The sequence below is a fragment of the Methylonatrum kenyense genome, assembly GCF_023195885.1.
GTDB classification, from domain to species: Bacteria; Pseudomonadota; Gammaproteobacteria; order Nitrococcales; family Aquisalimonadaceae; genus Methylonatrum; species Methylonatrum kenyense.
The window spans coordinates 23916-49051 of the sequence record NZ_JALPKO010000005.1 but is presented as its reverse complement, the minus strand read 5'-3'; the positions used below and the strand labels follow the sequence as shown (position 1 = coordinate 49051).

General features: G+C 64.3%; 25 protein-coding genes and 1 tRNA gene. 21 read left to right on the top strand and 5 right to left on the bottom strand.

Annotation, left to right across the window (positions count from 1 at the left end; genetic code table 11):
- Window positions 1–2: 2 nt before the first annotated feature.
- From M0534_RS07590 to M0534_RS07495, 20 genes are all read left to right on the top strand, one after another.
- Window positions 3–1718 carry an AMP-binding protein gene (locus M0534_RS07590; RefSeq protein WP_248567822.1) on the top strand — a complete coding sequence of 572 codons (1716 nt, stop codon included), beginning with the start codon at window positions 3–5 and terminating at the stop codon, window positions 1716–1718.
- Window positions 1718–2728: a patatin-like phospholipase family protein gene (locus M0534_RS07585; RefSeq protein ID WP_248567821.1), complete on the top strand. Its 1011-nt coding sequence runs from the start codon at window positions 1718–1720 to the stop codon at window positions 2726–2728. The genes M0534_RS07590 and M0534_RS07585 overlap by 1 nt, the downstream gene beginning before the upstream one ends.
- A 71-nt stretch (window positions 2729–2799) precedes the next feature.
- Entirely contained in the window at window positions 2800–3537 is a 738-nt protein-coding gene (locus M0534_RS07580; protein WP_248567820.1) for a YebC/PmpR family DNA-binding transcriptional regulator, read from the top strand.
- Between the two features lie 23 nt (window positions 3538–3560).
- Complete coding sequence (gene ruvC / locus M0534_RS07575) at window positions 3561–4067, top strand: crossover junction endodeoxyribonuclease RuvC (RefSeq protein ID WP_248567819.1); 507 nt, start codon at window positions 3561–3563, stop codon at window positions 4065–4067.
- Window positions 4064–4660 carry a Holliday junction branch migration protein RuvA gene (ruvA, locus tag M0534_RS07570; RefSeq protein WP_248567818.1) on the top strand — a complete coding sequence of 199 codons (597 nt, stop codon included), beginning with the start codon at window positions 4064–4066 and terminating at the stop codon, window positions 4658–4660. The genes ruvC and ruvA overlap by 4 nt, the downstream gene beginning before the upstream one ends.
- A 16-nt stretch (window positions 4661–4676) precedes the next feature.
- Window positions 4677–5726, top strand: a complete 1050-nt coding sequence (gene ruvB, locus M0534_RS07565; RefSeq protein WP_248567817.1) for a Holliday junction branch migration DNA helicase RuvB — start codon at window positions 4677–4679, stop codon at window positions 5724–5726.
- Window positions 5727–5744: 18 nt separating this feature from the next.
- Window positions 5745–7169, top strand: coding sequence for a HAMP domain-containing sensor histidine kinase (locus tag M0534_RS13775; protein ID WP_248567816.1), 1425 nt, complete (start codon window positions 5745–5747; stop codon window positions 7167–7169).
- Window positions 7170–7193: 24 nt separating this feature from the next.
- Window positions 7194–7736, top strand: a complete 543-nt coding sequence (locus M0534_RS07555; protein WP_248567815.1) for a hypothetical protein — start codon at window positions 7194–7196, stop codon at window positions 7734–7736.
- Window positions 7737–7798: 62 nt separating this feature from the next.
- Window positions 7799–9154 carry a sigma 54-interacting transcriptional regulator gene (locus M0534_RS07550; RefSeq protein ID WP_248567814.1) on the top strand — a complete coding sequence of 452 codons (1356 nt, stop codon included), beginning with the start codon at window positions 7799–7801 and terminating at the stop codon, window positions 9152–9154.
- A 399-nt stretch (window positions 9155–9553) separates the two neighbouring features.
- Window positions 9554–9955, top strand: coding sequence for a tol-pal system-associated acyl-CoA thioesterase (gene ybgC / locus M0534_RS07545; protein ID WP_248567813.1), 402 nt, complete (start codon window positions 9554–9556; stop codon window positions 9953–9955).
- Window positions 9948–10664, top strand: a complete 717-nt coding sequence (gene tolQ, locus M0534_RS07540) for a protein TolQ (RefSeq protein ID WP_248567812.1) — start codon at window positions 9948–9950, stop codon at window positions 10662–10664. The genes ybgC and tolQ overlap by 8 nt, the downstream gene beginning before the upstream one ends.
- On the top strand, window positions 10664–11116 hold the full coding sequence (tolR, locus tag M0534_RS07535; protein ID WP_248567811.1) for a protein TolR: 453 nt from the start codon (window positions 10664–10666) through the stop codon (window positions 11114–11116). The genes tolQ and tolR overlap by 1 nt, the downstream gene beginning before the upstream one ends.
- Window positions 11116–12156 (top strand): cell envelope integrity protein TolA, encoded by a 1041-nt coding sequence (gene tolA / locus M0534_RS07530; protein ID WP_248567810.1) that lies wholly within the window; start codon window positions 11116–11118, stop codon window positions 12154–12156. The genes tolR and tolA overlap by 1 nt, the downstream gene beginning before the upstream one ends.
- Before the next feature lie 2 nt (window positions 12157–12158).
- Window positions 12159–13451 carry a Tol-Pal system beta propeller repeat protein TolB gene (gene tolB / locus M0534_RS07525; protein ID WP_248567809.1) on the top strand — a complete coding sequence of 431 codons (1293 nt, stop codon included), beginning with the start codon at window positions 12159–12161 and terminating at the stop codon, window positions 13449–13451.
- A 50-nt stretch (window positions 13452–13501) separates the two neighbouring features.
- Window positions 13502–14059 (top strand): peptidoglycan-associated lipoprotein Pal, encoded by a 558-nt coding sequence (pal, locus tag M0534_RS07520; protein ID WP_248567808.1) that lies wholly within the window; start codon window positions 13502–13504, stop codon window positions 14057–14059.
- 108 nt (window positions 14060–14167) lie between these two features.
- Window positions 14168–15070 carry a tol-pal system protein YbgF gene (gene ybgF, locus M0534_RS07515; protein WP_248567807.1) on the top strand — a complete coding sequence of 301 codons (903 nt, stop codon included), beginning with the start codon at window positions 14168–14170 and terminating at the stop codon, window positions 15068–15070.
- Window positions 15071–15106: 36 nt separating this feature from the next.
- A tRNA-Lys gene (locus M0534_RS07510) sits at window positions 15107–15182 on the top strand.
- Window positions 15183–15532: 350 nt separating this feature from the next.
- Window positions 15533–16498 carry a class II fructose-bisphosphatase gene (gene glpX, locus M0534_RS07505; protein WP_248567806.1) on the top strand — a complete coding sequence of 322 codons (966 nt, stop codon included), beginning with the start codon at window positions 15533–15535 and terminating at the stop codon, window positions 16496–16498.
- Between the two features lie 306 nt (window positions 16499–16804).
- Window positions 16805–17845 (top strand): class I fructose-bisphosphate aldolase, encoded by a 1041-nt coding sequence (locus tag M0534_RS07500; protein ID WP_248567805.1) that lies wholly within the window; start codon window positions 16805–16807, stop codon window positions 17843–17845.
- A 157-nt stretch (window positions 17846–18002) separates the two neighbouring features.
- Window positions 18003–18884 carry a phosphoribulokinase gene (locus M0534_RS07495; RefSeq protein WP_248567804.1) on the top strand — a complete coding sequence of 294 codons (882 nt, stop codon included), beginning with the start codon at window positions 18003–18005 and terminating at the stop codon, window positions 18882–18884.
- A 70-nt stretch (window positions 18885–18954) separates the two neighbouring features.
- On the opposite strand, the gene M0534_RS07490 is transcribed toward M0534_RS07495, so the two are convergent.
- Window positions 18955–19905, bottom strand: coding sequence for a LysR family transcriptional regulator (locus M0534_RS07490; protein ID WP_345894709.1), 951 nt, complete (start codon window positions 19903–19905; stop codon window positions 18955–18957).
- A gap of 233 nt (window positions 19906–20138) precedes the next feature.
- Here M0534_RS07490 and rpe point away from each other — a divergent pair, with 233 nt between their 5' ends.
- Complete coding sequence (gene rpe / locus M0534_RS07485) at window positions 20139–20816, top strand: ribulose-phosphate 3-epimerase (RefSeq protein WP_248567803.1); 678 nt, start codon at window positions 20139–20141, stop codon at window positions 20814–20816.
- Window positions 20817–21355: 539 nt separating this feature from the next.
- Here rpe and M0534_RS07480 read toward each other — a convergent pair.
- From M0534_RS07480 to M0534_RS07465, 4 genes are all read right to left on the bottom strand, one after another.
- Window positions 21356–22132, bottom strand: a complete 777-nt coding sequence (locus M0534_RS07480) for an HAD family hydrolase (protein WP_248567802.1) — start codon at window positions 22130–22132, stop codon at window positions 21356–21358.
- A 29-nt stretch (window positions 22133–22161) separates the two neighbouring features.
- Window positions 22162–23007, bottom strand: coding sequence for a glutamate racemase (gene murI / locus M0534_RS07475; protein ID WP_248567801.1), 846 nt, complete (start codon window positions 23005–23007; stop codon window positions 22162–22164).
- Between the two features lie 87 nt (window positions 23008–23094).
- Window positions 23095–23997: an NAD-dependent protein deacetylase gene (locus M0534_RS07470; protein WP_248567800.1), complete on the bottom strand. Its 903-nt coding sequence runs from the start codon at window positions 23995–23997 to the stop codon at window positions 23095–23097.
- 66 nt (window positions 23998–24063) lie between these two features.
- Complete coding sequence (locus M0534_RS07465) at window positions 24064–24990, bottom strand: LysR family transcriptional regulator (protein ID WP_248567799.1); 927 nt, start codon at window positions 24988–24990, stop codon at window positions 24064–24066.
- Between the last annotated feature and the right edge of the window lie 146 nt (window positions 24991–25136).

Below are 25136 nucleotides of genomic sequence, written 5' to 3'. Positions count from 1 at the left end.
GCATGGCCGACAACGCTGCAGATGCCAAGACAGCCTACGCCCGACAACCCTGGCGGCAAGCCTACGCCAGCGATATCTCGCCGGATTTCGAACCGCTTGCCGATACCAACCTGGGCGCGCTGATCCGGCGAAGCAGCGAACGCTTTGCCGATCGCACGGCGTTCACCACCTGCCTGGACAACGGGCTCAACGGCTCGCTGCGTTTTGCCGAGGTCGAGCGCCTGTCAGACCAGTTCGCACGCTTCCTGCTCGGCGAACTGGGGCTGAGCCCGGGTGACCGGGTCGCGATCCAGATGCCCAACTGCCTTGCCTATCCGGTGACCGCCTTCGGCGTGTTCAAGGCCGGACTGGTGCTGGTCAACGTGAACCCCCTCTACACGGCGCCGGAGATGCAACAGCAGTTGAAGGACAGTGGCGCCCGCGCGTTGGTCCTGATCGACCTGTTCGCAGACAAGCTGGAAACGGGATTGCAGGATACCGACGTGGAGCAGGTAATCCTTGCCGGCGTGGCCGATTTCTTTCCGCTGCTGTCGCGGGCCCTGATCCGCGCCGTACTGACCCTGAAAAGGGAACTGCCGCGCCCCGCCCGACCGGTGACCCGTTTCACCCGTGCACTGGAACTTGGCCGGACTCACGCCGGGCAACAATTGCCGGAGCCGAACCAGAAGGACCTGGCGGCGCTGCAGTATACCGGTGGCACCACCGGCGTACCGAAAGGCGCGATGCTGAGCCAGGCCAACCTGCTGGCCAATCTTGCCCAGATCCAGGCGATTGCCCGCCCGGCCCTGCGCGAGGAAGGTGAGACCGTTCTCACCGCGCTGCCGCTTTATCACATCTTTGCCTTCAGCTTTAACCTGATGACCTTCTACATGAATGGCGCGCACAACATCCTGTGCCCGTCGCCGCGACCGCCGTCCAAGCTGCGCAAGGCATTCGAGAAGTATCCGGTCACCAAGTTCTCCGGCGTCAACCTGCTGTTTCGCGGCCTGCTGAAGGAGGACTGGTTTCGCAGCAATCCGCCAGCCATCGACATGAGCATTGCCGGCGGCACCGCACTGCACGAGGCGGTGGCCGAGGAATGGCAGGAACTGGTGGGCAGCCCGATCTGCGAGGGCTACGGCCTGTCGGAAAGCAGTCCGGTGGTCAGCGTCAACCAGCCCAGCGGCGAAATCCGGCTCGGCACGATCGGCCTGCCGGTGCCCGGTACGGAGGTGCTGATCCTGGGCGATGACGGCTCCCCGGTCCCGCTTGGCGAGGAAGGCGAACTGGCGGTACGCGGGCCGCAGTTGTTCTCCGGCTACTGGCAGCAGGAGGAAGAGACCCGCAACGCCATCCGCGATGGCTGGTTCCTGACCGGCGACATGGCCTGCATGGGCGAGGATGGCTTCCTGCGCATCGTCGACCGAAAGAAGGACATGATCGACGTCGGCGGCTTCAACGTTTACCCGAACGAGGTTGAGCAGGCCCTGGAGCGGCACCCGGGCATCGACGAGGCGGCCGTGATTGGCCATCGCGACGAGGAAGGCAATGAAAGCGTGCTTGCCTTTGTCGTGCGCAACGATGCAACGCTGGACGAGGATGCGGTCAACCGGCATGCGAAGGACAACCTGACCGGCTACAAGCGGCCACGGCACGTCGTGTTCCGCGATGAGCTCCCGAAAACCTCGGTGGGCAAGGTGCTGCGCAAGACGCTGCGCGACGAGGTGAGCGCAGACTGATGCAGCGCTCGTTGTTGCGCCCCCTGCTGCGCATCCTGCGATCACGGCCGCGAAAACTGTCGCTGGCGCTGCAGGGCGGCGGCAGCCATGGGGCGTTTACCTGGGGTGTGCTCGACCGACTGCTGGAAGAGGACATCCTCGTCGATGGCGTCAGCGGTGCCAGTGCCGGGGCGCTGAACGCAGCAGCGCTGGTGGATGGTTGGTCACGCAACGGCCGGGAGGGCGCGCGCGAGGCCCTGGAACGGCTCTGGCAGACGATCAGCCGCACGCTGCAGGGCACGCCCGCCCGCAGCACCCCGCTGGATTACCTGTTGTCCGGCTGGAACCGGGATCTGTCTCCGGGCTTTCTATTCCTCAACCGGCTGACGCATCTGGCCTCCCCCTACGCGCTGAACCCCTCCGGCTACAACCCGATCACCGACATCGCGGAGGACGTCTTCGACATGGAGCGCCTGAACCGAAGCGACGGTATCCGGCTGTTCGTCTCGATGACCGATGTGCGCAGTGGCGAACTGGCGCTGCGACGGAACGGCGCAATCAATGCCGATGTCCTGGCCGCCTCCGCCTGCCTGCCGCTGCTGTTTCAGGCCGTGGAAATCGATGGGCGGCCTTACTGGGACGGTGGCTACACCGGCAACCCGGCGCTCTACCCCCTGTTGTTTGAATGCCGGGCCCGCGACATCTACCTGGTTCAGTTTACCCCCGCCGATTGCCAGCAGGCACCGCGACGTGTCAATGATATTGTCGCCCGGGCCCGGGAAATCGCATTCCACGCCAATCTGTCCCGGGAACGGGCGTTTGTCGAAATGCTGCAGCAGCAGGGACCGGGCTGGTTCGGCTTGCGCCGTTGGCGGCCACGCCTGCATCGCATCGAGTCCGGCGAAAGCATGCAGGGGCTCGGCAGCTCCAGTCGCCTGAACACCGAATGGGCCTTCCTCTGTCATCTGCGCGACCTGGGCAGGCAGCACATGGACAACTGGCTGCAGGGACAGGCCGGCGAGGGGCCGTGAGGCCCCGCCTCATGGTACTCTTGCGCGGTTTATCGAACGCGTCCCACGACAGTGAACGAGGACTCAGACCCATGGCAGGCCATAGCAAGTGGGCCAACATCCAGCATCGCAAGAAGGCCCAGGATGCCAAGCGCGGCAAGATCTTCACCCGCATGATCCGTGAAATAACCGTCGCCGCGCGCATGGGCGACCCGGATCCGGCAAGCAATCCCCGACTGCGACTCGCGGTTGACCGGGCGCTGTCGGTCAACATGCCGAAGGACAACATCGAACGTGCGATCAAGCGTGCCTCGGGCCAGGAGGAAGGTGTTGTCTACGAGGAAATCCGCTACGAGGGTTATGGCCCCAACGGCGTTGCGGTCATGGTTGACGTGATGACCGACAACCGCAACCGAACCGTGGCCGAGGTACGCCATGCGTTCACCAAGCATGGTGGCAACCTGGGCACGGACGGCTCGGTGGCGTTCCTGTTCAGCAAGGCCGGGGTACTCAGCTACGGTCCGGACACCGATGAAGACCGCCTGATGGAAGCGGCCCTGGAGGCCGGCGCCGAGGACGTTCTGAGCCATGAGGACGGCTCCTTCGAAGTGCTGACCGAACCGGACGAGTTCATCACCGTCAAGGATGGCCTGATGGCGGCCGGGCTTGAGCCGGCAGATGCCGAAGTCACGATGCGGCCGGCGACCACGGTGGCGGTAGGCGGTGACGAGGCCGCGGGCATGGTCAAGATGCTGGAGGCGCTGGAAGATCTGGACGATGTGCAGCAGGTATACAGCAATGCGGACATCGACGAAGAGGCCTATGCCTGAGCAAGCCTTACCGGGGCAGGCGCATGCCACGCATACTCGGCATTGACCCCGGCTCCCGGGCAACCGGCTTCGGCCTGATCGAGGGCGACGGCGCCGGGGCCAGCTACCTCAGCAGTGGCGTGATCCGCACCAGCGGCGATTTTGCGCCCCGCCTCCGCACCATTTTCCTGGAGCTGCAGCAACTGATCGCGGCACACAGTCCGGACGCGGTTGCAATCGAGCAGGTCTTCGTGCAGCGCAATGTGGCCAGCGCCCTCAAACTGGGCCAGGCGCGTGGCGCGGCAATCTGCGCCGCCGCGGTACTCGACCTGCCGATGGCCGAATACGCACCGCGCACCATCAAGCAGGCACTAACCGGCTCCGGCGGCGCGACCAAGGACCAGGTGCAGCAGATGGTCAGGCAGTTGCTGTCGCTGCGCGGTACGCTGCAGGAGGACGCCTCGGATGCGCTTGCGGTGGCGCTGTGCCACGCCCAGCAGGCACGGCTCAGCGAGCGAGTCCGCAGCCTGCGATCAGGAGCAGCACGATGATTGGACGGCTGCACGGCGTATTGCTGGAAAAGGATCCGCCACACCTGCTGATCGATGTCCAGGGCGTCGGCTACGAGCTGGACGCGCCGATGTCGACCGTCATCGATCTGCCGACCACCGGTGCCGAGGTGACGCTGCATACGCATCTGGTGGTACGCGAGGACGCGCAGAGCCTGTTCGGCTTTCTGAGCCTGACCGAACGCAACCTTTTCCGCAGCCTGATCCGGATCAGCGGCGTCGGCCCGAAGATGGCCCTGGCGCTGCTCTCCGGCATGTCGGCGGAGGATCTGATCCGCTGTGTCGAAAACCAGGACGCGGCCCTGCTGACCCGCCTGCCCGGCATCGGCAAGAAAACCGCCGAGCGGCTGGTCATCGAACTGCGTGACCGGGTCAGCACACTGCCGGCGCGGGCGACATCGATTGGCCAAGGGTCACGGCCGAAGGACGGTGACGCGCGCGCTGACGCGGTCAGTGGCCTGGTGGCGCTTGGCTACAAGCCGGCCGAGGCCAGCCGCCTGTTAAGGGACTTGCCGAGTGACGGGCTCGCCAGCGATGAGTTGATCCGGCAGGCTTTGCAGAAATCGGTCCGCTAAGGAAGGGTCCTCCCCCATGATCGAATCCGACCGTCTCGTCACCGGCGAAAGCGCCCCGGAGGAGGCCGAGCTGGACCGCGCCATTCGGCCGAAATCACTGGCCGAATACGTTGGCCAGCCTGCGGTTCGCGAACAGCTCGAAATCTTCATCCCGGCGGCGCGGCGGCGCGGCGAGGCGCTGGACCACCTGCTGATCTTCGGCCCCCCCGGCCTGGGCAAGACCACCCTGGCGCATATCGTGGCCAATGAAATGGGCGTCAATCTGCGCCAGACCTCCGGACCGGTGCTGGAGAAGGCCGGCGACCTGGCCGCGCTGCTGACCAACCTGGAACCGGGCGACGTGCTGTTCGTCGACGAGATCCACCGGCTCAGCGCGCCGGTCGAGGAAGTGCTGTATCCGGCGATGGAAGACCAGACCATCGACATCCTGATCGGCGAGGGACCGACGGCACGCTCCATCCGCATTGACCTGCCGCCGTTCACGCTGGTCGGGGCGACCACACGTGCCGGCCTGCTGACCTCACCGTTGCGCGACCGCTTCGGCATCGTGCAACGGCTGGAGTACTACGATGAAACAGACCTGACCACCATTGTGCTGCGCTCGGCCGGGCTGATGAATCTGCCCATCGAGCAGGACGGCGCACGCGAGGTGGCCCGGCGATCACGTGGCACACCGCGGATCGCCAATCGGCTGCTGCGGCGGGTCAGGGACGTGGCCGAGATTCGCGCCGATGGCCGGGTCACCGCGGCAATCGCCGATGAAGCCATGCGTCTGCTGAAAGTGGACGACAACGGATTCGACACCCAGGACCGGCGCCTGCTGCTGGCAATCATGGACAAGTTCGATGGCGGCCCCGTGGGCCTCGACAACCTGGCGGCCGCCATCGGCGAGGAACGTCACACCATCGAGGAAGTGGTCGAGCCGTTCCTGATTCAGCAGGGCTTCATGATGCGCACGCCCCGCGGCCGCATCGCAACGCGAACCGCCTATCAGCATTTCGGCCGGGTCCTGCCGCAGCGCCCCGAGGTGGACCTGTTCGCGCCGAACGGCGATCCGCGCGACTGAGCCGACAGAGAACGCAACGTGGCCTACCAGCCGAAATCACTGCGCAAGCTCATCCTTTACGGTTTCGGCATCGTCTCGCTGCCGTTGCTGCTGGCACTGGCCTATGCCGTGGTGCACATGGACCGAGTCGCACAGAAAAGCCAGCATGCCGTCTATCAGGCGGTGCAGGCCACCACCAGCAGCCATCAGTTACTGGACCGGCTGACCGACATGGAGCGGACTGCCCGGCAGTTCCTGATCCTCGAGGACGAGGCGCTGCTGGAAGACTATGCGGAAACCCACGTGGAAACCGCCGAGATCCTCCGCCGCCTGCAGCGGCTGCCGCTGGAAGACGGCCACCGGCAGCAACTGAACAGCTTTTCGGTGACGGAACTGGAACTTTACCAGCAACTCCAGGACGGCGAGGTCGGCAGCCAGGAAGACCTGGTGCAGACGTTCCAGAACCTGAACCTGCTGGCCCGCCGGCTTCTCGCCAGCAGCAATCGCCTGGTCGACCGCGAGGCGGACGCCATGCGCGAGACTGCCGCAGACGCGCGGCGCATGCTGCTGCTGACCGCGGCCACATTGCCGCCGCTCACCGTGCTGTTGGCAATCCTTTTCGCCGTGCTGATTACCCGGCCGGTCAAGCAACTTGACCAGGCAATCCATCAACTCGGCGACGGCCGCTTTGGTCACGAGGTCGCGGTCGGCGGCCCGCAGGACCTGCAAGACCTGGGACGGCGGCTGGACTGGATGCGGTTGCGGCTGAAGGACCTGGAAGAACAGAAGAGCCGTTTTCTGCAGCACATGTCGCATGAGCTGAAAACACCGCTGACGGCGATCCGCGAAGGGGCCGAATTACTGCAGGACAAGGTGGTCGGGCCACTGAATGCCGAGCAGCAGGAGGTCGCCCTGATCCTGCAGAGCAACACGCTGGCCCTGCAGCGCCTGATCGAGGACATGCTCAATTTCGGAACCTCCAGGGGCGAGCGCCGAAGCCTGCACCTGGCGCATGTACAGCTGGCGCCGCTGATCGACGCGGTCTGTCGTAATCACAAGCCGGTAATGATCAACCGTTCTCTTCACCTGCAGACCGACCTGCGGGACGTTCGCCTGGAGGCCGACGAGGAAAAACTGCGGACTATCGTTGATAATCTATTGTCGAACGCGGTGAAATTCTCGCCCTCGGAGGGCGTGATTCGCGTCCTGACCGAACGCCATGGAAACACTGTTGTCATCGAGGTCAGTGACCAGGGACCCGGAATACCGGACAGCGAGCGGGAATCGGTCTTTGGCGCCTTCTTTCAGGGCAGTCACCGGGCCAGCGGCTACGTCAAGGGTTCAGGGCTGGGGCTGTCCATAGCGAAGGAGTATGTGGATGCCCACGATGGCAGCATCGAAGCCTTGCCGGGCGAAGGCGGCGGCACAAGAATGCGCGTCATTCTGCCGCTGGGCCAGGCTTGAGCAGATGTGTCGGGATTTTACGTCGTGTTGACCCGCGGCGCAGCGGTAGCACTATTGTCCGCCCTGGTCCTGTTCGGTTGCGAGCATCTGCCGCAGGTTGAGGACAAGGTTCGCGAGCGGCCGGCGGAAACGGCACCGATTGCGGCCACGCCAGCCGAGGTGTTGCTGCGCAGCGAACTGGACTGGTTCCATCAGGCGGACCTGGACGCCCGCCTGGCCCGTTACGAATCCATGCAGCGGACCGGCCGGTTTGATCGCTGCGGCCAGGAAAGCCTGGTGATGGCCCTGGTCCAGTCCGGCCGGGACCCGGTGCCGGTGGAGGACCGACCTGACCTGATCCGTGCGATGGAGCATTGTCTGGATGACGAGCGCCGCGCGGTGCCGGGCGGCATGGCCGCAACGCTTCTCAACCAGTTGCAGGTCCGAGAATCGGAGCGCCAGCGGCGGGCCGAGTTGCGCCAGGAGTTGAATGCCCTGCAACAGCGGGAGGAGACCACCTCACGGCAGCTGCAGGAGCTACGAGAAATCGAACGGAGTCTGCGCGAACGCGGCAATTCCAACGACTGAGGAGACGCTGCCGGCGCCCGCGAGCCTGCGGAGCCGTCAGTCCATCCAAGCGAGGTGAAGCGATGAAACACGGTTCAATTCTACTGGTTGACGATGATCCGGGATTGCTGCGGCTGCTGTCACTGCGCCTGAAATCCGCGGGTTACGAGGTCACCGCCGCCGAGAGCGGCGAGCGGGCGCTTGCGATCCTCGCAACCTGGCGTCCGGACGTCATCATCACCGACCTGCGCATGGACGGCATGGACGGTCTGGCCCTGTTTGATACGGTGCACCGCCAGCATCCGACGCTGCCGGTCATCATCCTCACTGCCCATGGCTCGATCCCGGACGCCGTCGAGGCGACCCGCAACGGTGTTTTCAGCTTCCTGACCAAACCGTTCGAGAGCCAGAACCTGCTGGAACACGTCGCCAACGCCATCGAGGCGGCCGGCGGCAGCACCGGCACGGTGTCCGACACCGTGGACTGGGCGCGGGACGTAATCACGCGCAGCGCCCTGATGAAGGATGTGCTGAGCAAGGCGCGCAAGGTTGCCGACTCCGACGCAAGCGTGTTCATTCGCGGCGACAGCGGCACCGGCAAGGAACTGTTGGCACAGGCGGTGCACCGTGCCAGCGGCCGACACGAGGGGCCGTTCATCGCGCTCAACTGCGCCGCCATTCCGGAAGATCTGCTGGAAGCGGAACTGTTCGGTTACGCCAGGGATGCCTTCCCCGACGCGACCGAAGACAAGCCAGGTCTGTTCGCAGCCGCCGACAAGGGCACCCTGCTGCTGGACGAGGTCGGCGAATTGCCGTTGCCGCTGCAGGTCAAGCTGCTGCGTGTGCTGCAGGACAGGGAGGTCCGGGCGCTCGGGGGCCGTCATGCGGTGCCGGTGGACGTGCGGATCATCTCGGCCACCAACCGTGACCTGGAAGAGGACATGAACGAGGGCCGTTTCCGGGAGGATCTCTACTATCGGCTGAATGTCGTGTCGCTGGAGGTGCCGCCATTAAGTGAGCGCCGCGAGGACATCCCGCTGCTGGCCGCACGGTTCCTGGGAGAGCTCAACAGCAAGTACAAGCGATCGGTGCGTGGTTTTGCCCCGGACGCGATGGAACGGCTGGTGAGTGCGCCATGGCCGGGCAATGTCCGCGAGCTGTACAACGTCGTGGAACAGTGCGTCACCCTGAGCACCACGCCAATGGTCAGCGACAAGCTCGTGCAAAGCGCCCTGCACGACCAGCCGGCGGACATCCTGGCATTTGCCGATGCGCGCAAGCACTTCGAGAAGGATTACCTGGCCCGGCTGCTGCAGACCACCGGCGGCAACGTCAGCCAGGCCGCGCGGCTGGCCAAGCGAAACCGCACGGAATTCTACAAGCTGTTGCACCGGCACAAGATCAACCCATCGCAGTTCAAGAACGTGGACCGCGCCTGAGCCTGGCTGATCCCGGTGCGCGCCGTCGCGGGCACGCACCGGGGTCACAAGCCACCCGAAAGCTCCATTCCCTACCGGTCAGCGGACCAACCGGCCGCGGACTCCAACGCAGGCGCGCGAATAATTCAGTGTTTCCTTTAGGCAACGCGTTTCAGCTCGCGAGCTGCCGCATTACCATCCGTCGAAATAGCACTGGCGTGCCGGCGACCTGTCCTGCAAACTAGCAAACGAGTTCTTCATGTACATTATTGGGATGTAAAGCTAAGGTTATGAGTTAAATTGCGTTATGGCCGCAAACACACTGGTCAACGAAATCAATCGTTCAGCCGGCGTGCGGCACAACGATGAAAGCAGGCACCGCATTTCGTTCGAGGGCCACACAGCTCCACTGAGGGGAACGTGTTTCGACTTCCAATCCGGATTTACTACGAGGATACCGATAGCGGAGGTGTGGTCTATCACGCCAATCACATCCGCTTTTTCGAGCGCAGCCGCACCGAGTGGCTGCGCCAGCTCGGCTTTGAGCAGGACGAGTTGCTGCAAGAGCGGCGCCTGGTGTTCGCGGTACATTCCATGGAGGTGCGTTACCTGAAGCCGATCCGTTTCAACGCCCTTGTCAACGTCACCACCGAATTGCTGGAGCAGCGGCGGACCAGCCTGAATCTGGATCAGCGGATCCTGAGCGAGGACATGGAAACCATGTTCTGCCTGGCCACCGTGCGTGTGGTTTGCGTCGACGCGGACCGCTTCGTCCCCACCCCCCTGCCCGACGACCTGTCCGCGGAGATCGCCCATGCATGACGAGATGTCTATCCTGCGTCTGATTCTGGATGCCAGCCTTCTGGTTCAGTTGGTCATGCTGATCCTGGTCCTGGCCTCGGTGGCGTCCTGGGCCATGATGTTCCGCAAGCGGGCGCAGTTGCGCCAGGCCGTCGAGGAGGCCGAGGAATTCGAGGACCGCTTCTGGTCCGGCGGCAACCTGGCCGAGATCTACGCGCGGATCGAGCCAACCGAGGAGGTCGACGGCGCCATGGAGCGCATCTTCCGGGCCGGCTTCCGAGAATTTTCCCGCATGCGCAAACAGACGGGTGTTCCCGGTGAGGCGCAGGTGGAGGCGGCACAGCGCGCCATGCGGATTGCCCTGGCGCGGGAAGAGGACGACTTGGAGCAGCACCTGCCGTTTCTGGCGACGGTGGGTTCGGTGAGCCCCTACATCGGCCTGTTCGGTACCGTCTGGGGGATCATGAATTCCTTCCGCGCACTGGGTATGCAGCAACAGGCGACCCTGGCCACCGTGGCACCGGGCATCGCCGAAGCCCTGATTGCGACCGCACTGGGGCTGTTCGCCGCGATTCCGGCCGTGATCGGCTACAACCGCTACGCCAACGCAGCAGAGCGCACCGCAGGCCGCTACGAGACGTTCATGGAGGAGTTCATCAGTATCCTGCAACGGCACTCCCATAGCACACCGGCCATGCCGGAACGCAGCACGGAGCGACGGAGCGACTGATGGCAACCGTGAGCCCACCACGCAGCGCACGACGCGGTCGCCGCAAACCGATGTCGGAGATCAATGTCGTACCCTACATTGATGTGATGCTGGTGCTGCTGGTCATTTTCATGGTGACCGCGCCCCTGTTGTATCAGGGTGTAGCCGTGGATCTGCCGCAGGAGGCCGCCGAACCTCTGCCGCAGGACGAGAGGGATCCGGTGGTCGTCACGGTGAGCCGTGACGGTGAATACACACTGAGCATCGGTGATGATCCGGATGCACCGCTGGGCATGGACGAGATCATGGATCTGGTCAGCCGGGTCATGCGCAACAGCCCGGAAACACCGGTGCTGGTACGCGGAGACCGCAACGTCGCCTACGGACACGTGCTGCAGGTCATGTCGACACTACGTGGCGCAGGAGTGCCACAGGTGGGGCTGATGACGGAACCGCCCCGGGAGCAGCAGTAGTGCCGCACAAGGCATTTCGCCCCAGCGAAGGCCGCTATCTGCTCTACTCCCTGCTGGTTCATGCCGGGCTGCTCGCTATTCTGCTGATCAACCTGAGCCCGATCACCAGCGTGCAGCAGGCACAGCCGCCGGAGATCATCCACGCCATCACCGTGGATGAAGAGAGCCTGGCGCAGGTCCAGCAGGAACGCGAACAACGCGAGGTCGAACAGCGTCGCGCCGAAGAGGCTGCAGAACGGCAGCGGCAGGCCGAAGAGGAACAGCGCCGGGCGGAGGAGGAACGCCAGCGCCAGGTCGAACAGGAGCAGCGCGAGCGCGAACAGCAGGAGGCCGAGGAGCGGCAACGCCAGGAACAGGCGGAGCAGGAACGCCAGGAGGCCGCCGCCAGGGAACAGGAACGGCGCGAGCAGGAGGCGCAGCAACGCCGCGAGGAAGAAGCTCAACGCCAGCGGGAGGCCGAAGAGGAGCAACGGCGCCAGGAAGAAGCGGAAGCACAGCGCCAGGCGGAGAAAGAGGAACGCCGCCAACGCGAGGCCGAGGAGCAGCGTCGCAGGGAGGAGGAAGAACGGCGTCGCGCCGAAGAGGAGGAACGGCGACAGGCCGAGGAAGAGGAGCGTCGCCGGCAGGAGGAAGAGGCCCGGCGGCAGCGCGAAGAAGAGGAACGGCGCCGCGCCGAGGAAGAGGCACAACGCGAACGCGAGGCGGAACTGCAACGTCAGCTCGAGGAAGAGGCGGCGCAGCAGGCGGCGGAGCGGGCCCGCACCCGGTTCGTGGATGCCTGGGGACAGGCCGTGCGCCGCGCCTGGACCCGGCCACCGGGGTCGGAATCCGGGCTGACTGCCGATGTACGGGTTCGCGTCATGCCGGATGGAGAGGTCACCAGCGTGGAGATCGTGCGCAGTAGCGGCGACGCCGTTTTCGATCGCTCGGTGGAGTCTGCAATTCGACGTGCATCGCCGCTGCCGGTGCCCGATGATGCGGCTGCATTCCGCCGCGCCGGGCTCGATAACATCACCTTCAGGTTCAACCCGGATCAATGATCATGCGCAAGACATTCGCCCGACTTCGCCCCCTGCTTTTCGGCCTGTTGCTGCTGCCGGTGCTGGCCCGCGCCGAACTCGTCATCGAGATCACCGGCGGAGCAGAGGCAGCCATTCCAATCGCCGTCGTCCCCTTCGCCTGGGACGGTGACGGTGAACTGCCGGAGGACATGGCCCGCGTCATCGACGCCAACCTGGCACGCTCCGGCCAGTTCGAGCCACTGGCCCGCAGCGAATTCATCGAAACGCCGGCCCGCCGCGAGGACGTGCGCTTCCCCAACTGGCGCGCGCTTGGCATCGACAACCTGGTCGTGGGCGCGGTGGAACGCGACGGCAACAGCTACCGCGTGCGTTACGAGTTGCTCGACGTGTTCACCGGCCAGCGCCAGGAAGGCAAGAACTTCCGTGTGGCGGATGACGCCCTGCGCACCCTGGCTCACGTGATCAGCGACGAGATCTACGAGATCCTGCTGGGCCGCCCCGGGGCATTCAATTCCCGCATCGCCTACGTAACCATGGAAGATCGCGACGGCGAGCGCCGCTGGCGGCTGCTGGTTGCCGATGCCGACGGACACGAGCCGCAAACCATCCTGACCTCGTCCGAACCACTGATGTCGCCCGCCTGGTCGCCGGATGGCGAGAAACTGGCGTATGTGTCGTTCGAGGGGCGCCGCTCGGAGGTGTTCGTGCAGAACGTCGGCAGCGGCGACCGCGACAAGGTCGCGAGCTTCGAGGGCATCAACAGCGCGCCGGCCTGGTCGCCGGACAGCAGGCGCCTGAGCATCACCCGCTCCCGCGGCGGGCAGACGGATGTCTACGTCCTGAACCTCAACAGCCGGGAAACCCGCCAGGTCACCGACAGCATGTCCATCGACACCGAGGCCGTGTGGATGCCCGACGGCCGCAGCCTGCTGTTCACCTCGGACCGTGCCGGAGGACCCCAGATCTATCGCGTCAACGCCGATGGTTCCGGCACCCGCCGGATCAGTTACGAAGGCAACTACAACGCCTCCCCAACCGTTTCACCGGACGGCCGCCACGTGGCCATGGTCCACCGCCGCTCCAACGGCCGTTTCGCCATCGCGGTGCAGGATGTCGATGGCGAGAATTTCCGTGTCCTGACCCCGGGTGGTCATGACGAAAGCCCGAGTTTCGCGCCCAATGGTGCCATGGTGCTGTACGCCACCCGCGCCGATGGACGCAGCGTCCTGGGAACCGTCTCCCTGTTCGGGGACGCCAGGCAAACCATGTCCACGGCCGGCGAGCGCATTCGCGAACCGGCCTGGTCACCCTGAAGACGTCGACACACGACGAACCGTTGCCCGTTCATACACCGGAGAACACGATGAACCGCAAGAGTTTTTACCGCTGGCTGCTGATTGCCCTGATGGCATTGGTACTCGCCGCCTGTGCCACCACCGACGAGGAACGCGTCGACGACGATGAAGGCCTGACCGATGAGGAACTGGCTGAGCTCGAACGTGATCGCGCTTCCGAAGCCCGCGGCGTTGAAGGCCGCCGTTCGCTGGAAGGATCGGAGCTCGAGGAGCTTCTCAACGATCCGAACAGCCCGTTGTCCCGACGCACTGTCTATTTCGAGTTCGACAGCAGTGAGATCCGGGAGCGGGATGTCAGCATCCTGGAGGCCCACGCCGCGTTCCTGTCGGATCATCCGGACCAGCGCATTGCCGTAGAAGGCCATACTGACGAGCGCGGCTCGCCGGAATACAACCTGGCGCTCGGTGAACGTCGGGCGATCGCGGTCAAGCGGGCGCTGGTCCTGTATGGGGCCTCGGACGACCAGATCCGCGTCACCAGCTACGGCGAGGAAAACCCCGCCGCACTGGGCAGCGACGAGGAAAGCTGGTCGCGCAACCGTCGCGGCGAGCTGGTCTACCGCTAGTCGCCCTCAGGCATCGCCACGCGGGTCTGACCCGCGTGGCGAACCGCCTGTGCCTGTGACAGACTGAATCGCATTCTATACACCCCTCTCGCTCGGTTGATGCCAATCATGTTGAAAACAGCCTTCGCCGCCATTGCCATTTCCGCCCTGCTGGTCACCGGATCGGTGCACGCACAGTCCACCGAGGAACGGCTGGATCGCCTGGAACGGCGGCTGGAGAGCAGCGCGCTGCTGGAACTCAGTAACCAGAACGAGCAGTTGCGCCGGGAAATCCAGCGGCTGACCGGACGTATCGACGAGCTGGAGCGGGAAATCGAGGGTACGCGGCGGCAACAACGCAGCCTGTATCAGGATCTCGACCAGCGCCTGCAGGCACTGGGCGCGGAAGGCGTTGACATGCCTGACGAGGAGATCGCCGAGGCCGACGAGGAAGCACCCGTGGTCGCCGAGACGCCGCGGCTGGATGACGCTGTGGAAGGTGACGTGGAGGTGCCGGACACCGAGGCCGACGAGGTCGCCGAGCCCGAAACCACCGCGCCCGAAGATGAACGCGACGCCCTGGCCGAAGCGGAAGAGATGCTGGACCAGGCGGAAGAGGCCGAGACCGAAACCCGCCGTGAACCCACCGGCGATGCCGGCGAAGCCTACCGCGAGGCCTTCAACCTGCTACGCGACGGGCGCTATGCGCAGGCCGGCGATGGCTTCCGCCAGGTTATCGAGGACCATCCCGATACCACCGAGGCGGACAATGCACTCTACTGGCTGGCTGAATCCTACTACGTGGTTCGAACCTTCGAGGAGGCCAAGGGCTATTTCACCGAGGTCGCCGAGGACATCGACAACAACAAGCGCCCCGACGCGATGCTGAAACTGGGCTACATCCATTATGAGGAGGGCGACTACGCCGACGCGCGTGAAATCCTCGAAACGGTGCGCGACGAATTCTCCGGGACCACGGTCGCCACCCTGGCCGAGAACCGGCTCAATCGCATGCGCGACGAGGGTCGTTGACACTCCGGGAACATCCAGTATTATTTCGCGCCGGTCGGGCCGTTAGCTCAGGTGGTAGAGCATCGGACTTTTAATCCGCTGGTCGTAGGTTCGAATCCTACACGGCCCACCATTTCCTCTAGGGTCTGTACCGGACACATGGGTTACAGATCATCAGGAAGGGTACTCGCCCCGCACACACTCCCGCCTCACCGATCGGTCGTACCACGGCCTGCCCCCCCCTGTACCAAGGCCGCATCACGGCATTGGTCCCACCCCGGAACAGCAATCGGACTCCCGCTGCTTTAAGGAGAGATGCCCCGGGGATAGCGTTTTCAACCAACGCTGACTACCATTGCCGGTGAGGCAACAAATAAACATAAGATTATCAAAAAGCGCACGAACGTTTATTTTACTTAATGGGTCGTCCGCTGCGACCCTTTGCGGCCTGTCCGTTTTTCAAACCCTTGGATATCTACAACTATGTCGAGTCAGGACACGAAGACCACTCGCCTGGCGGATATCGCCACGGCAATGACCGCAGTTACCGAAGCTGCCGCGATCTCTGCATCCCGCTGGATCGGCCTTGGCCGCAAGGAAGATGGTGATGGCGCTGCCGTGGAAGCCATGCGCGCCGCCTTCAACGAACAGGCCATCGACGCCACCATTGTCATCGGCGAAGGCGAGAAGGACGAGGCGCCGATGCTATACAGCGGAGAGCGCCTCGGCCTGGGCGGCCCGGCGGTGGACATCGCGATCGACCCCGTCGAGGGCACCACACTGCTGGCCAAGGGTATGCCGGGCGCGATTGCCGTACTGGCGGCGGCGCCAGCGAATACCATGTTCCGTCCCGGTCCCGCCTTCTACATGAACAAGCTGGTCGTGCCGCCAGCGGCACGCGGTGCGATCGACCCGAATGCCCCGGTGGAGGCACAGCTCAAGGCACTGGGCAAGGCCGTTGGCAAGCCGGTTTCGCAGCTGCGCGTGTTCGTTCTTGAACGCCCCCGGCACGAGAAGTTGATTGCCGATATTCGTGCCGCTGGTGCATCCTGCCGACTGGTCAGTGACGGCGATGTGCTGGGCAGTCTGTTCGCGGTGCTGGGTGACCGGGTTGACGCACTGATGGGCGTTGGCGGTACCCCGGAAGGCGTGATCTCCGCCTGTGTCGCCCGCGCGCTTGGTGGCGACATGTTCGGCATGATGGCCCCCCAGAGCGACGAGGAGAAGGCCAAGGTCGAGGAGTTCGGGCTCAAGCCCGGGCAGATCCTGACTCGCGACGAGCTGGTGTCCTCCGATGAAGTGATCTTCGCCGCCACCGGTATCACCGGAGACGACATGCTGGGTGGCGTTCGCAAGGTCAATGGCCGCACGAGGACCGAGACACTGCTGATCGGCGGCGGCAACCAGATGCTACGCTGGTTGACGACGGACCGGCTGCTGAACGATTAGGCTGCAGGTTTTACGGTCGCGGCGACATGGCTGCCGCGACCGGCGTATATTCGGGAAAGAGGGACGGCATGGCCGCCTTTTCGGGCGACGCCGGGCACAAAGACGGTGATCGGGCCCCACAAGAGCCCGCACCGGTCGGGGCGCGACCGCCGGAAGCACTGCGGGGGTGCGAGGTTGATCAGCGCCGCCGCGAAGGATCACAACATGATTTTCACCGGCCGGGTAATCGACCCGGGCCGGCGACGTCGGGTCGACCCCGCTGGTCGGCCCGACTGCCTTTATTTATTCAACTGGAGGTAGTCTGACATGCGTTATGTACCGAAACATGCTGATGAATTGCGCGCCACGGCCAAGGCCATGGTCGAGCCGGGCAAGGGCGTCGTCGCGCTCGACGAGAGCAATGCCACCTGCACCAAGCGGTTCGAGGATGTCGGCGCCCAGTCCAGCGAAGAAACCCGTCGCCAGTATCGGCAGCTGCTGATCACCGCGCCGGAGGCGCAGAAGTACATCAGTGGCGCGATCCTGTTCGACGAAACCATCCGCCAGGCCACCGACGACGGCACCCCGTTCGTCAAGGTACTGAAGGATCGCGGCCAGATCCCGGGCATCAAGGTCGACACCGGCGCCAAGGACCTGCCCGGCGGCCGTGGCGAAAAGATGACCGAGGGCCTGGATGGCCTGCGTGATCGTCTTGCCGAGTACTACGATCTCGGCGCCCGCTTCGCCAAGTGGCGTGCGGTGATCACCATTGGAGACGGCATGCCGACCATCGGCTGCTACAAGGCCAACGCCCACGCCCTGGCCCGTTATGCCGCACTCTGCCAGGAAGCCGGAATCGTGCCGATGATCGAGCCGGAAGTGCTGATCTCCGGCGATCACAGCATCGAACGCTGCCAGGAAGTCACCGAGCAGAACCTGCGCATCGTGTTCCAGGAACTGGCCGAACAGGAAGTCATGCTGGAAGGCACTATCCTGAAGACTTCGATGGTCATTTCCGGCCTGAAGGCGCCGAACCGCGCCGGCGTCACCGAAGTCGCCGACCGCACGGTCGAAACCCTGATGCGGACCGTTCCGCCGGCGCTGGGCGGCGTGGTGTTCCTGTCCGGCGGCCAGGGCCATGTCGAGTCCAGCGCACATCTGAGCGCTATGAACCAGCGTTGGGGTGACAAGACCCCGTGGAACATGACCTTCTCCTATGCTCGCGCGCTGCAGCAGCCGGCGCTGGACATTTGGGGTCCGGACAACAGCAAGGTGAAGGAGGCGCAACAGGCCTTCCTGACCCGGGCCAAGATGAACTCGCTGGCCTCGACTGGCGACTACACCGAAGCCAGCGAAAAGGCCGCCTGAACGCGCATGCGCTGACGACAACCGCCCGGGATCCCTGCCCGGGGCGGCCGAATGACGGCTCCTGCCCTGTACGTTTCCGGCGTGCAGGGCATTGTTGTGCAGAGGGGCCAGCGAAGCGCAATCGATATTGCAACCGCGACCAGCGGAGGAGTTTTCCATGTCCAAGAAATTTCCGATCATCGCCGTGACCGGCTCATCCGGTGCCGGCACCTCGACGGTCAAGACCGCGATGCAGCACATCCTGCGTCGCGACGGCTTCAAGGCCGCGATTGTCGAAGGGGACAGCTTTCATCGTTACGACCGCCAGCAGATGAAGGCCGAACTGGCCGCGGCGGCCAAGGAAGGCCGGAACCTCAGCCATTTCGGGCCGGAAGGCAATCTGTTCGAGGACCTCGAGGCACTGTTCCGGGAATACGGCGAGAGCGGTACCGGCAAGCGGCGCTTTTACGTGCACAACGATGAGGAGGCGGAACTTCACGGCACCGCGCCCGGCACCTTCACCGATTGGCAGGACATCCCCAAGGGTGCCGACCTGCTGTTCTATGAGGGCCTGCATGGTGGTGTGAAAACGGATACCGTCAACGTGGCCCAGCATGTGGACCTGCTGGTCGGCGTGGTGCCGATCGTCAACCTGGAGTGGATCCAGAAGTTGCATCGGGACACCTCCGAACGCGGCCACGACCGGGAAGTGGTGACCAACACCATCCTGCGACGCATGCCGGACTACGTGAACCACATCGTGCCGCAGTTCTCGCAGACCGATATCAACTTCCAGCGCGTGCCGACGGTGGATACCTCCAACCCGTTCATCGCCCGCGAAGTGCCATCCCTGGACGAGAGCATGACCGTGATCCGCTTCCGCAACCCGAAGAAATTCAATGTGGATTTCCCGCACCTGCTGACCATGCTGCACGACTCGCACATGAGCCGGCGCAACACCATCGTGACGCCCGGTGGCAAGATGGGCATGGCGCTCGAGTTGGTGCTGCAGCCGATCATCGAGAAGCTGGTCATGGAAGGGCGCGAACTGCGCGGCTGATTCCGGCTGCCGAGGCGGCGGTTGCCTGGTGGGCGCCGCCGCTCACCGTGACTTGCCGGAACTGCGGCGTTCAGGGCCGCGACTGCGCCGGAATCTGACTGAACACGAAGGACTTGAAAGCGAGGGCGATGGGCGACAGGCGCTTGCCTTCACGATAGACCAGGTACCATTTCCGCTGGATCGGGAAATGCTCCACGTCCAGCACCATCAGGCGGCCACTCTGCAAATGCAGATCGACCGTGTGCAGCGAGACGACACCCAGCCCCAGGCCGGCGGCCACCGCTTCCTTTAGCGATTCGTTATCGGCGATCTCGGCCTGAATGAGCGGCTTTAGGCCGTGCTCCTGGAACAGGCGTTCCATGGCGGCACGGGTACCGGAATCAGGTTCGCGCAGTACGAACGGCTCCCGAGCCAGCTGCTGCAGACTGATCCGCTCGCGTCCGGCAAGGGGGTGACTCGACGGCGCGATGACCACCAGCGGGTTGGTCATGAACGGTTCCACGACCAGGTCCATATCGGATGGTGGCTGGCCCATGATCACGAGATCCTTCTCGTTGTCCCGCAATTGGCGCAACAGGGTTCCGCGGTTGCTGACATCGAGCCGCACCGTGGCCCCGGGCATCTGGTCGAGGAACGCCGCTACCAGCCGGGAGGTGAAGCTGCTGGCCGTGGTGGCGACCGACAGCAGCAGCGTGCCGCGCGAGATATCCTTCATCTGCGCCAGCATTTCCCGCGCCTCGCCAAGCTGACCGAAAATCTCGCGGCTGTAGCGCAGCAGTTCCTTGCCGGCCTGGGTCAGGTAGATCTGCTTGCCCAACTGCTCGAACAGGGGCAGTCCGACCGAGTCCTCGAGCTTGCGCACCTGCAGGGAAACCGCCGGTTGGGTGAGATGCAACTCGGATGCGGCCTGGGTGTAGCTAAGTTTCTCGGCAACCATGTTGAAAATGGCCAACTGGCGCAGCGTGACGTGCATGCACAACTCCCGACGGGCATTGATCCCTGGCGCGGGACGCGGCAGCATCAGCGCTTGTGTCCGGCGCGACGGGCAAAAGCGGATCAGCCGCGAATCCATAACGTAATACTTATAATACGCGTCATTTAGACTAGGGAAACACTGATTCATTTCCACCGCTGCCTCCGGGACTCGTCCCGGCCATCCAACAGCGTGCGGGAATCGGTCAGTTTGTCCCCTGAACACCATGAGCCGGAGCCGTCGAGGCCCGGCGGCAACCTATCCCAATGCGGAGAAAACCTATGGCTTCCGATCTACTGATTGCCCCGTCCATCCTGTCTGCCGACATGGCCCGCCTGGGCGAGGAAGTGGAGAACGTGCTCGAGGCAGGCGCGGACATCATTCATTTCGACGTCATGGACAATCACTATGTGCCGAACCTGACCTTCGGCCCGGTGATCTGCACCGCGCTGCGCAACTACGGCATCAAGGACATCATCGACGTGCACCTGATGGTGGAGCCGGTGGACGACCTGATCGGCATGTTCGCCGACGCCGGCTGCGACTGGATCTCGTTCCACCCTGAAGCCAGCAAGCATGTTCACCGCAGCCTGCAACTGATCCGCGACAAGGGCTGCAGGACCGGGCTGGTGTTCAACCCGAGCACGCCGCTGGACCACCTGGAATACCTGACCGACCTGGTGGACATGGTGCTGATCATGTCGGTGAACCCGGGCTTCGGTGGCCAGAGCTTCATCCCGGCCTCGCTGCAGAAGCTGCGCGACGCCAAGGCAATCATCGAGCGCAGTGGTCGCGACATCCGGCTGCAGGTGGACGGCGGCGTCAAGCCGGACAACATCCGCGAGATTGCCGAAGCGGGCGCCGACACCTTCGTCGCCGGCTCGGCGATCTTCAACAAGGACGACTACAAGGCCGTCATCGACGAGATGCGCAGCGAACTGGGCAAGGCCAGGCGCTGATACGCCGGGGCTTCGACATGCCCCGGCGGGGGTGGACCGTCCTCCGCTACGGAAACGCCGTGAACCCGTCCCTGGGGGCTCGACGGCCGCATCCCTGCGGCCGACGTTCCTCCGCGGAGGCCGCCCCACCCCGCGGTAATTGCAACGGCTTAGCGTGGCACCCGCGAATCAATCAACCAACAGGATCACAAACGCCGGATGGCATGACAGGCTGTGGTGGGAGTTTTTCCTCGGGCCTGTTGGCGCGAAGCGTCGTCAGCCCGAGGAAAAAATCCCACCGCGGCCGGGGGCATCTGGTGCTTTTACGAGAGCTTCCACTGCCCCTACCAGGCAGCAAATGCGGCTGCTCCGACCGGAACGGGGGCGCGGGATTCCGACGCACTTGGGACGACCACTGCCATACCGGTCGCCGCTGACTGCCGGGGGAGGAGAAAGTTTTTTCCGGCGCTGTTGACGCGGAGCGTCGTCACCACGGAAAAAGCTTGTCCTCCCCCGGCACAAAGTCTGACTGGAACCGGGGGATCAGAGGAGGCTTTGCTTCAGCGCCCCACCAGCCTCTGCAGCCAATCCACATCCACATACCGTCCATCGGGCAGCTCTCCGGCCAGCACGTCGAACGGCAAGCCAGGCTCGCCCAGATGACTGATCACCGCGGTGGCACCGGCGAAATCGTCATCGCGCGTATACAAACCGGGCGTGACCAGCACCGGTAACTCGGCGGCACGTGACGAGCGCACGCCATTGGCGGAATCCTCGAAGGCGATACAGGATTGCGGCGGCAGCGCCAGCTCCCGCATCACCCAGTCATAGATGTCCGGCGCCGGCTTCTTCTCCGGCACGCAGTCGCCGGCACCGATGGCGTCGAACCAGCCCATGGCATCCGTTCCCAGGGTCGGCGCCAGCAGGGCCTCGACATTTTCCGGGGTCGTCGTGGTGGCGATGGCCAGGCGCAGACCCGCTTCCCGCGCGTCGCCCAGCAGCCGGGCCACACCGGGATTCAGGCTGACCTCGCCACCGGCCAGGATCTCGCCGTAAAGCCGCGTCTTGTGCTGGTGTATACGCCCGACCAGGTGCGGAAATTCCGGATCGGCTGCGATCGCCAGTTCCCGCGACTGCGCGTAATGCCGCATGCGCTCGCGCCCGCCGGTGACCTTCAGCAATTCACCGTACAGCGCGCGATCCCAGACCCAGTCAAGCCCGAAGGCCCGAAACGCCTCGTTGAAGGCCTGGCGGTGGACCTCCTCGGTTTCCGCCAGCGTACCGTCCACATCGAAAAGCAATGCCTGTAATGCCATGCCATCATCCCTGTTGGTCATCGAAATAGGGAAACCGGGGAAACGCTGCGCTATTGCTGGGCCTGCTCGTTGCTGAAGTCCAGCCTGCCCACGGCACCCGTGGCTTCGGGCCACTGCCGTTGCAGGAAGGTTTGCAGCGCCTCGGGTTCGCCGGTGGTGAAGAATGCAATATTGCGATCCGCAGCCGCTGGCGCCAGCAACCCGGCCCGATCCAGTCGGCGCTGCAGTTGCCGGGCGACCGCCGGGCCCGTCTCGATCAGGTGCAGCGCCGGCCCGGCCAGGGCCTGGATCCGATGCCGCAGGAACGGGTAATGGGTGCAGCCCAGGATCAGGGTATCGACGCCGGCGTCCAGCAGCGGTTGCAGGTACGACCGTAGCAGGCGATCCAGCAGCGGGCTCTCGGTATCCCCCTGCTCCACCCGCTCCACCAGGCCGGGACAGGGCTGGGTCAGCACCCTGACCGAACCGGCATACTGGGACACCAGCCCGCTGAAACGATCGCTGGCCAGGGTGCCCTCGGTGGCCAGCACACCGATGATGCCAGTGCGGCTGACTGCCACGGCGGGCTTGACCGCCGGCTCCATCGCGATGATCGGCAACTCGGGCCAACGCGCGCGCAATGCAGGCGCTGCGGCCGCCGTTGCCGTGTTGCAGGCGACCACCACCGCCTTGACCGGGAGCTCCCGGAAAAACCGCACAAGCGCTTCCGATCGCTCGCGAATCATCGCCGCGGGCCGGCCGCCATAGGGCACACACCCCGCATCGGCAACATAGGTCAGCGATTCATGCGGCAACAGCGCGCGGATATCCCGCAACACCGACAATCCACCCACGCCGGAGTCGAAGACACCAACCGGCAGCGCTGCCCTGCTTTCAGGAGTTTCCGTTCCGCCCATTCCCGGTATCCGTGTGAGGTTGCGGCATGGTTACCGCAGACCGCACGGGATGCAAGCTGCCGCGTCGGGCCAACAACCGGACAGGTGTCACCGTCCGGCCGTGAGCCGATCAGCAAGACGCGAGAGCAGATCGCCACAACTGCCACGGACCCGCAGGGCCGCCTCGTCATCGCCCCGCGTTCTGCCAAGACCGAGAATGTACACTGGCACCCCCTGCTGCACCGCTCGGCGCACGAACCGGTAACCGGACCAGACCATCAGGGAACTGCCGACCACCAACAAGGCATCCGCCCGGTCCAGGGACTGAAAGGCTTCGGCAACCAGCGGCTTGGGCACGTTTTCGCCGAAGAACACGACATCCGGCTTCATCAGGCCGCCGCAACGCTCACAGTCCGGCACTCGAAACGCCTGATAGGCATCATCGGCCAGATCCGCATCGCCGTCCGGCGCCGCCGCCCCTGTCGCTTGCCAGCCCGGATTGAGTTCCTGCAAGCGCTGCTGGAATAAGCGGCGATCACCGAGCGCCGCACAGTCCAGGCAGACCACGCGATCCAGGCGGCCATGCAGATCGATTACGCCGCTGCTGCCCGCCCGTGAATGCAGGCCATCCACATTCTGGCTGACCAGGCGCATAACCGGCCCGTCGCATTGCAGGCGGGCCAGGGCCCGATGCGCCGGATTCGGCTGCGCCGCGGCAACCACCGGCCAGCCCACCATGCTTCGGGCCCAGTACCGACGACGCATGGCCTCGCGGCGCAGGAAATCGGCAAACTGGATGGGCCGCCGCCCCCGCCAGGTCCCGTCGGTGGCCCGGTAGTCCGGTATGCCGGATTCGGTGCTGCAACCGGCGCCGCTAAGGACGAGGACGTGCCGGCACTGCTCCAGATGATCGCTCAGGGCGTCCAGCGCGGCGACATCCGGACGCACGGTCTCCTGAGGTTCGGCCGGATCCAGACCAAGCGTCGAGAAACCGCGATGCACTCTCGCCATGCAACCATCTCCGCTTGAAACGCGTCGACAGGCGCAAACCGTCGGCGCCCCCCGGCCAGGGTGGAATCAGGCAGTGTGGGTTCGGCGCACCAGTTCGCGGTCATCCCGCTCCCACGGCGGCACCGGCGTGAACTTCTCCACGAGGAAGTCGACAAAGGCCCGCACCTTGCGGGACAGGAAACGGCCCTGCGGGAAAAGCACGTAGTATGCTGATCCCTCATGCGCGTACTCCGGTAAAACTTGTACCAGACGTCCATCCCGGATCGCCGGCGCAACGAGCCACGTCGGTAGGCGAGCAAGCCCGACGCCCCCAAGACACGCATCGTAGAGTGCGCCCGCCGTATTCGATCGCAGGTTGCCATTCACCTGGATTACCCGGCTATCGCCGCCCGACAACTTAAACTCCCAATCGTTGAACCGGCTGACGTTGTACATGACCAGGCAGTTGTGGTTGAGCAGATCCTCCGGCGTCTTCGGCTCACCCTGACGCTCCAGGTAGGACGGCGCGGCAACGATGATACGCCTGTTCACGGCGAGCTTCCGAGCCACCAGAGACGGATCATCCACCTGTTCCTGAAGCATGATGGCGCAGTCGACACCCTCGTCCACCAGATCGACGGCTCGGTCGGTCAGCTCCAGTTCCAGCCGGATTTCCGGATAGCGGCCGAGAAACTCTTGAATTCTTGGCAGGACTTCCCCGCGGGCGAAAGCCACTGTTGCGCAGACCCTCAGCATACCGTGGACACGGTCCTGCAGAGAGCTGACGGACTCCTCCGCAGCCTCAATATCCGCCATGATCCTCGAGCAGCGTTCGTAGAAATTCCGTCCGACCTCGGTGACATTGATCTGCCGCGTAGTACGGTTGAACAAGCGGGCACCCAAGCGATCCTCCAATCGGCGGATTTGTTTACTGATTGCCGACGGCGTCATGGCCAGCGAGCGGGCCGCCGCCGAGAAACTCCCGTCCTCGACGCAGCGTATAAAGATCATCATTTCGGAGGCTCGATCCATAGGCATACTCCCGGCAGAACTTTATTCCACATAGGAACAGATCCTATTCCTATATTCAACTTGTCGGACAAGCTGAGCATCCCTATCATCTGCAAACATTCAATGACGAAGCTCACAGACTCGTTGTT

Bases quoted from the DNA above. Each gene is read 5' to 3' on its own strand.
- ybgF (WP_248567807.1), top strand. From the start codon at position 14,168: ATGTTGAAAACAGCCTTCGCCGCCATTGCCATTTCCGCCCTGCTGGTC.
- M0534_RS07490 (WP_345894709.1), bottom strand. From the start codon at position 19,905: ATGCTGCCGCGTCCCGCGCCAGGGATCAATGCCCGTCGGGAGTTGTGC.
- ruvC (WP_248567819.1), top strand. From the start codon at position 3,561: ATGCCACGCATACTCGGCATTGACCCCGGCTCCCGGGCAACCGGCTTC.
- M0534_RS07470 (WP_248567800.1), bottom strand. From the start codon at position 23,997: ATGGCGAGAGTGCATCGCGGTTTCTCGACGCTTGGTCTGGATCCGGCC.
- glpX (WP_248567806.1), top strand. From the start codon at position 15,533: ATGTCGAGTCAGGACACGAAGACCACTCGCCTGGCGGATATCGCCACG.
- ruvB (WP_248567817.1), top strand. From the start codon at position 4,677: ATGATCGAATCCGACCGTCTCGTCACCGGCGAAAGCGCCCCGGAGGAG.
- M0534_RS07550 (WP_248567814.1), top strand. From the start codon at position 7,799: ATGAAACACGGTTCAATTCTACTGGTTGACGATGATCCGGGATTGCTG.
- M0534_RS07495 (WP_248567804.1), top strand. From the start codon at position 18,003: ATGTCCAAGAAATTTCCGATCATCGCCGTGACCGGCTCATCCGGTGCC.
- M0534_RS07465 (WP_248567799.1), bottom strand. From the start codon at position 24,990: ATGATGATCTTTATACGCTGCGTCGAGGACGGGAGTTTCTCGGCGGCG.
- M0534_RS07580 (WP_248567820.1), top strand. From the start codon at position 2,800: ATGGCAGGCCATAGCAAGTGGGCCAACATCCAGCATCGCAAGAAGGCC.
- M0534_RS07500 (WP_248567805.1), top strand. From the start codon at position 16,805: ATGCGTTATGTACCGAAACATGCTGATGAATTGCGCGCCACGGCCAAG.
- M0534_RS07480 (WP_248567802.1), bottom strand. From the start codon at position 22,132: ATGACCAACAGGGATGATGGCATGGCATTACAGGCATTGCTTTTCGAT.
- M0534_RS07590 (WP_248567822.1), top strand. From the start codon at position 3: ATGGCCGACAACGCTGCAGATGCCAAGACAGCCTACGCCCGACAACCC.
- pal (WP_248567808.1), top strand. From the start codon at position 13,502: ATGAACCGCAAGAGTTTTTACCGCTGGCTGCTGATTGCCCTGATGGCA.
- murI (WP_248567801.1), bottom strand. From the start codon at position 23,007: ATGGGCGGAACGGAAACTCCTGAAAGCAGGGCAGCGCTGCCGGTTGGT.
- ruvA (WP_248567818.1), top strand. From the start codon at position 4,064: ATGATTGGACGGCTGCACGGCGTATTGCTGGAAAAGGATCCGCCACAC.
- M0534_RS07585 (WP_248567821.1), top strand. From the start codon at position 1,718: ATGCAGCGCTCGTTGTTGCGCCCCCTGCTGCGCATCCTGCGATCACGG.
- tolB (WP_248567809.1), top strand. From the start codon at position 12,159: ATGCGCAAGACATTCGCCCGACTTCGCCCCCTGCTTTTCGGCCTGTTG.
- rpe (WP_248567803.1), top strand. From the start codon at position 20,139: ATGGCTTCCGATCTACTGATTGCCCCGTCCATCCTGTCTGCCGACATG.
- tolR (WP_248567811.1), top strand. From the start codon at position 10,664: ATGGCAACCGTGAGCCCACCACGCAGCGCACGACGCGGTCGCCGCAAA.
- tolQ (WP_248567812.1), top strand. From the start codon at position 9,948: ATGCATGACGAGATGTCTATCCTGCGTCTGATTCTGGATGCCAGCCTT.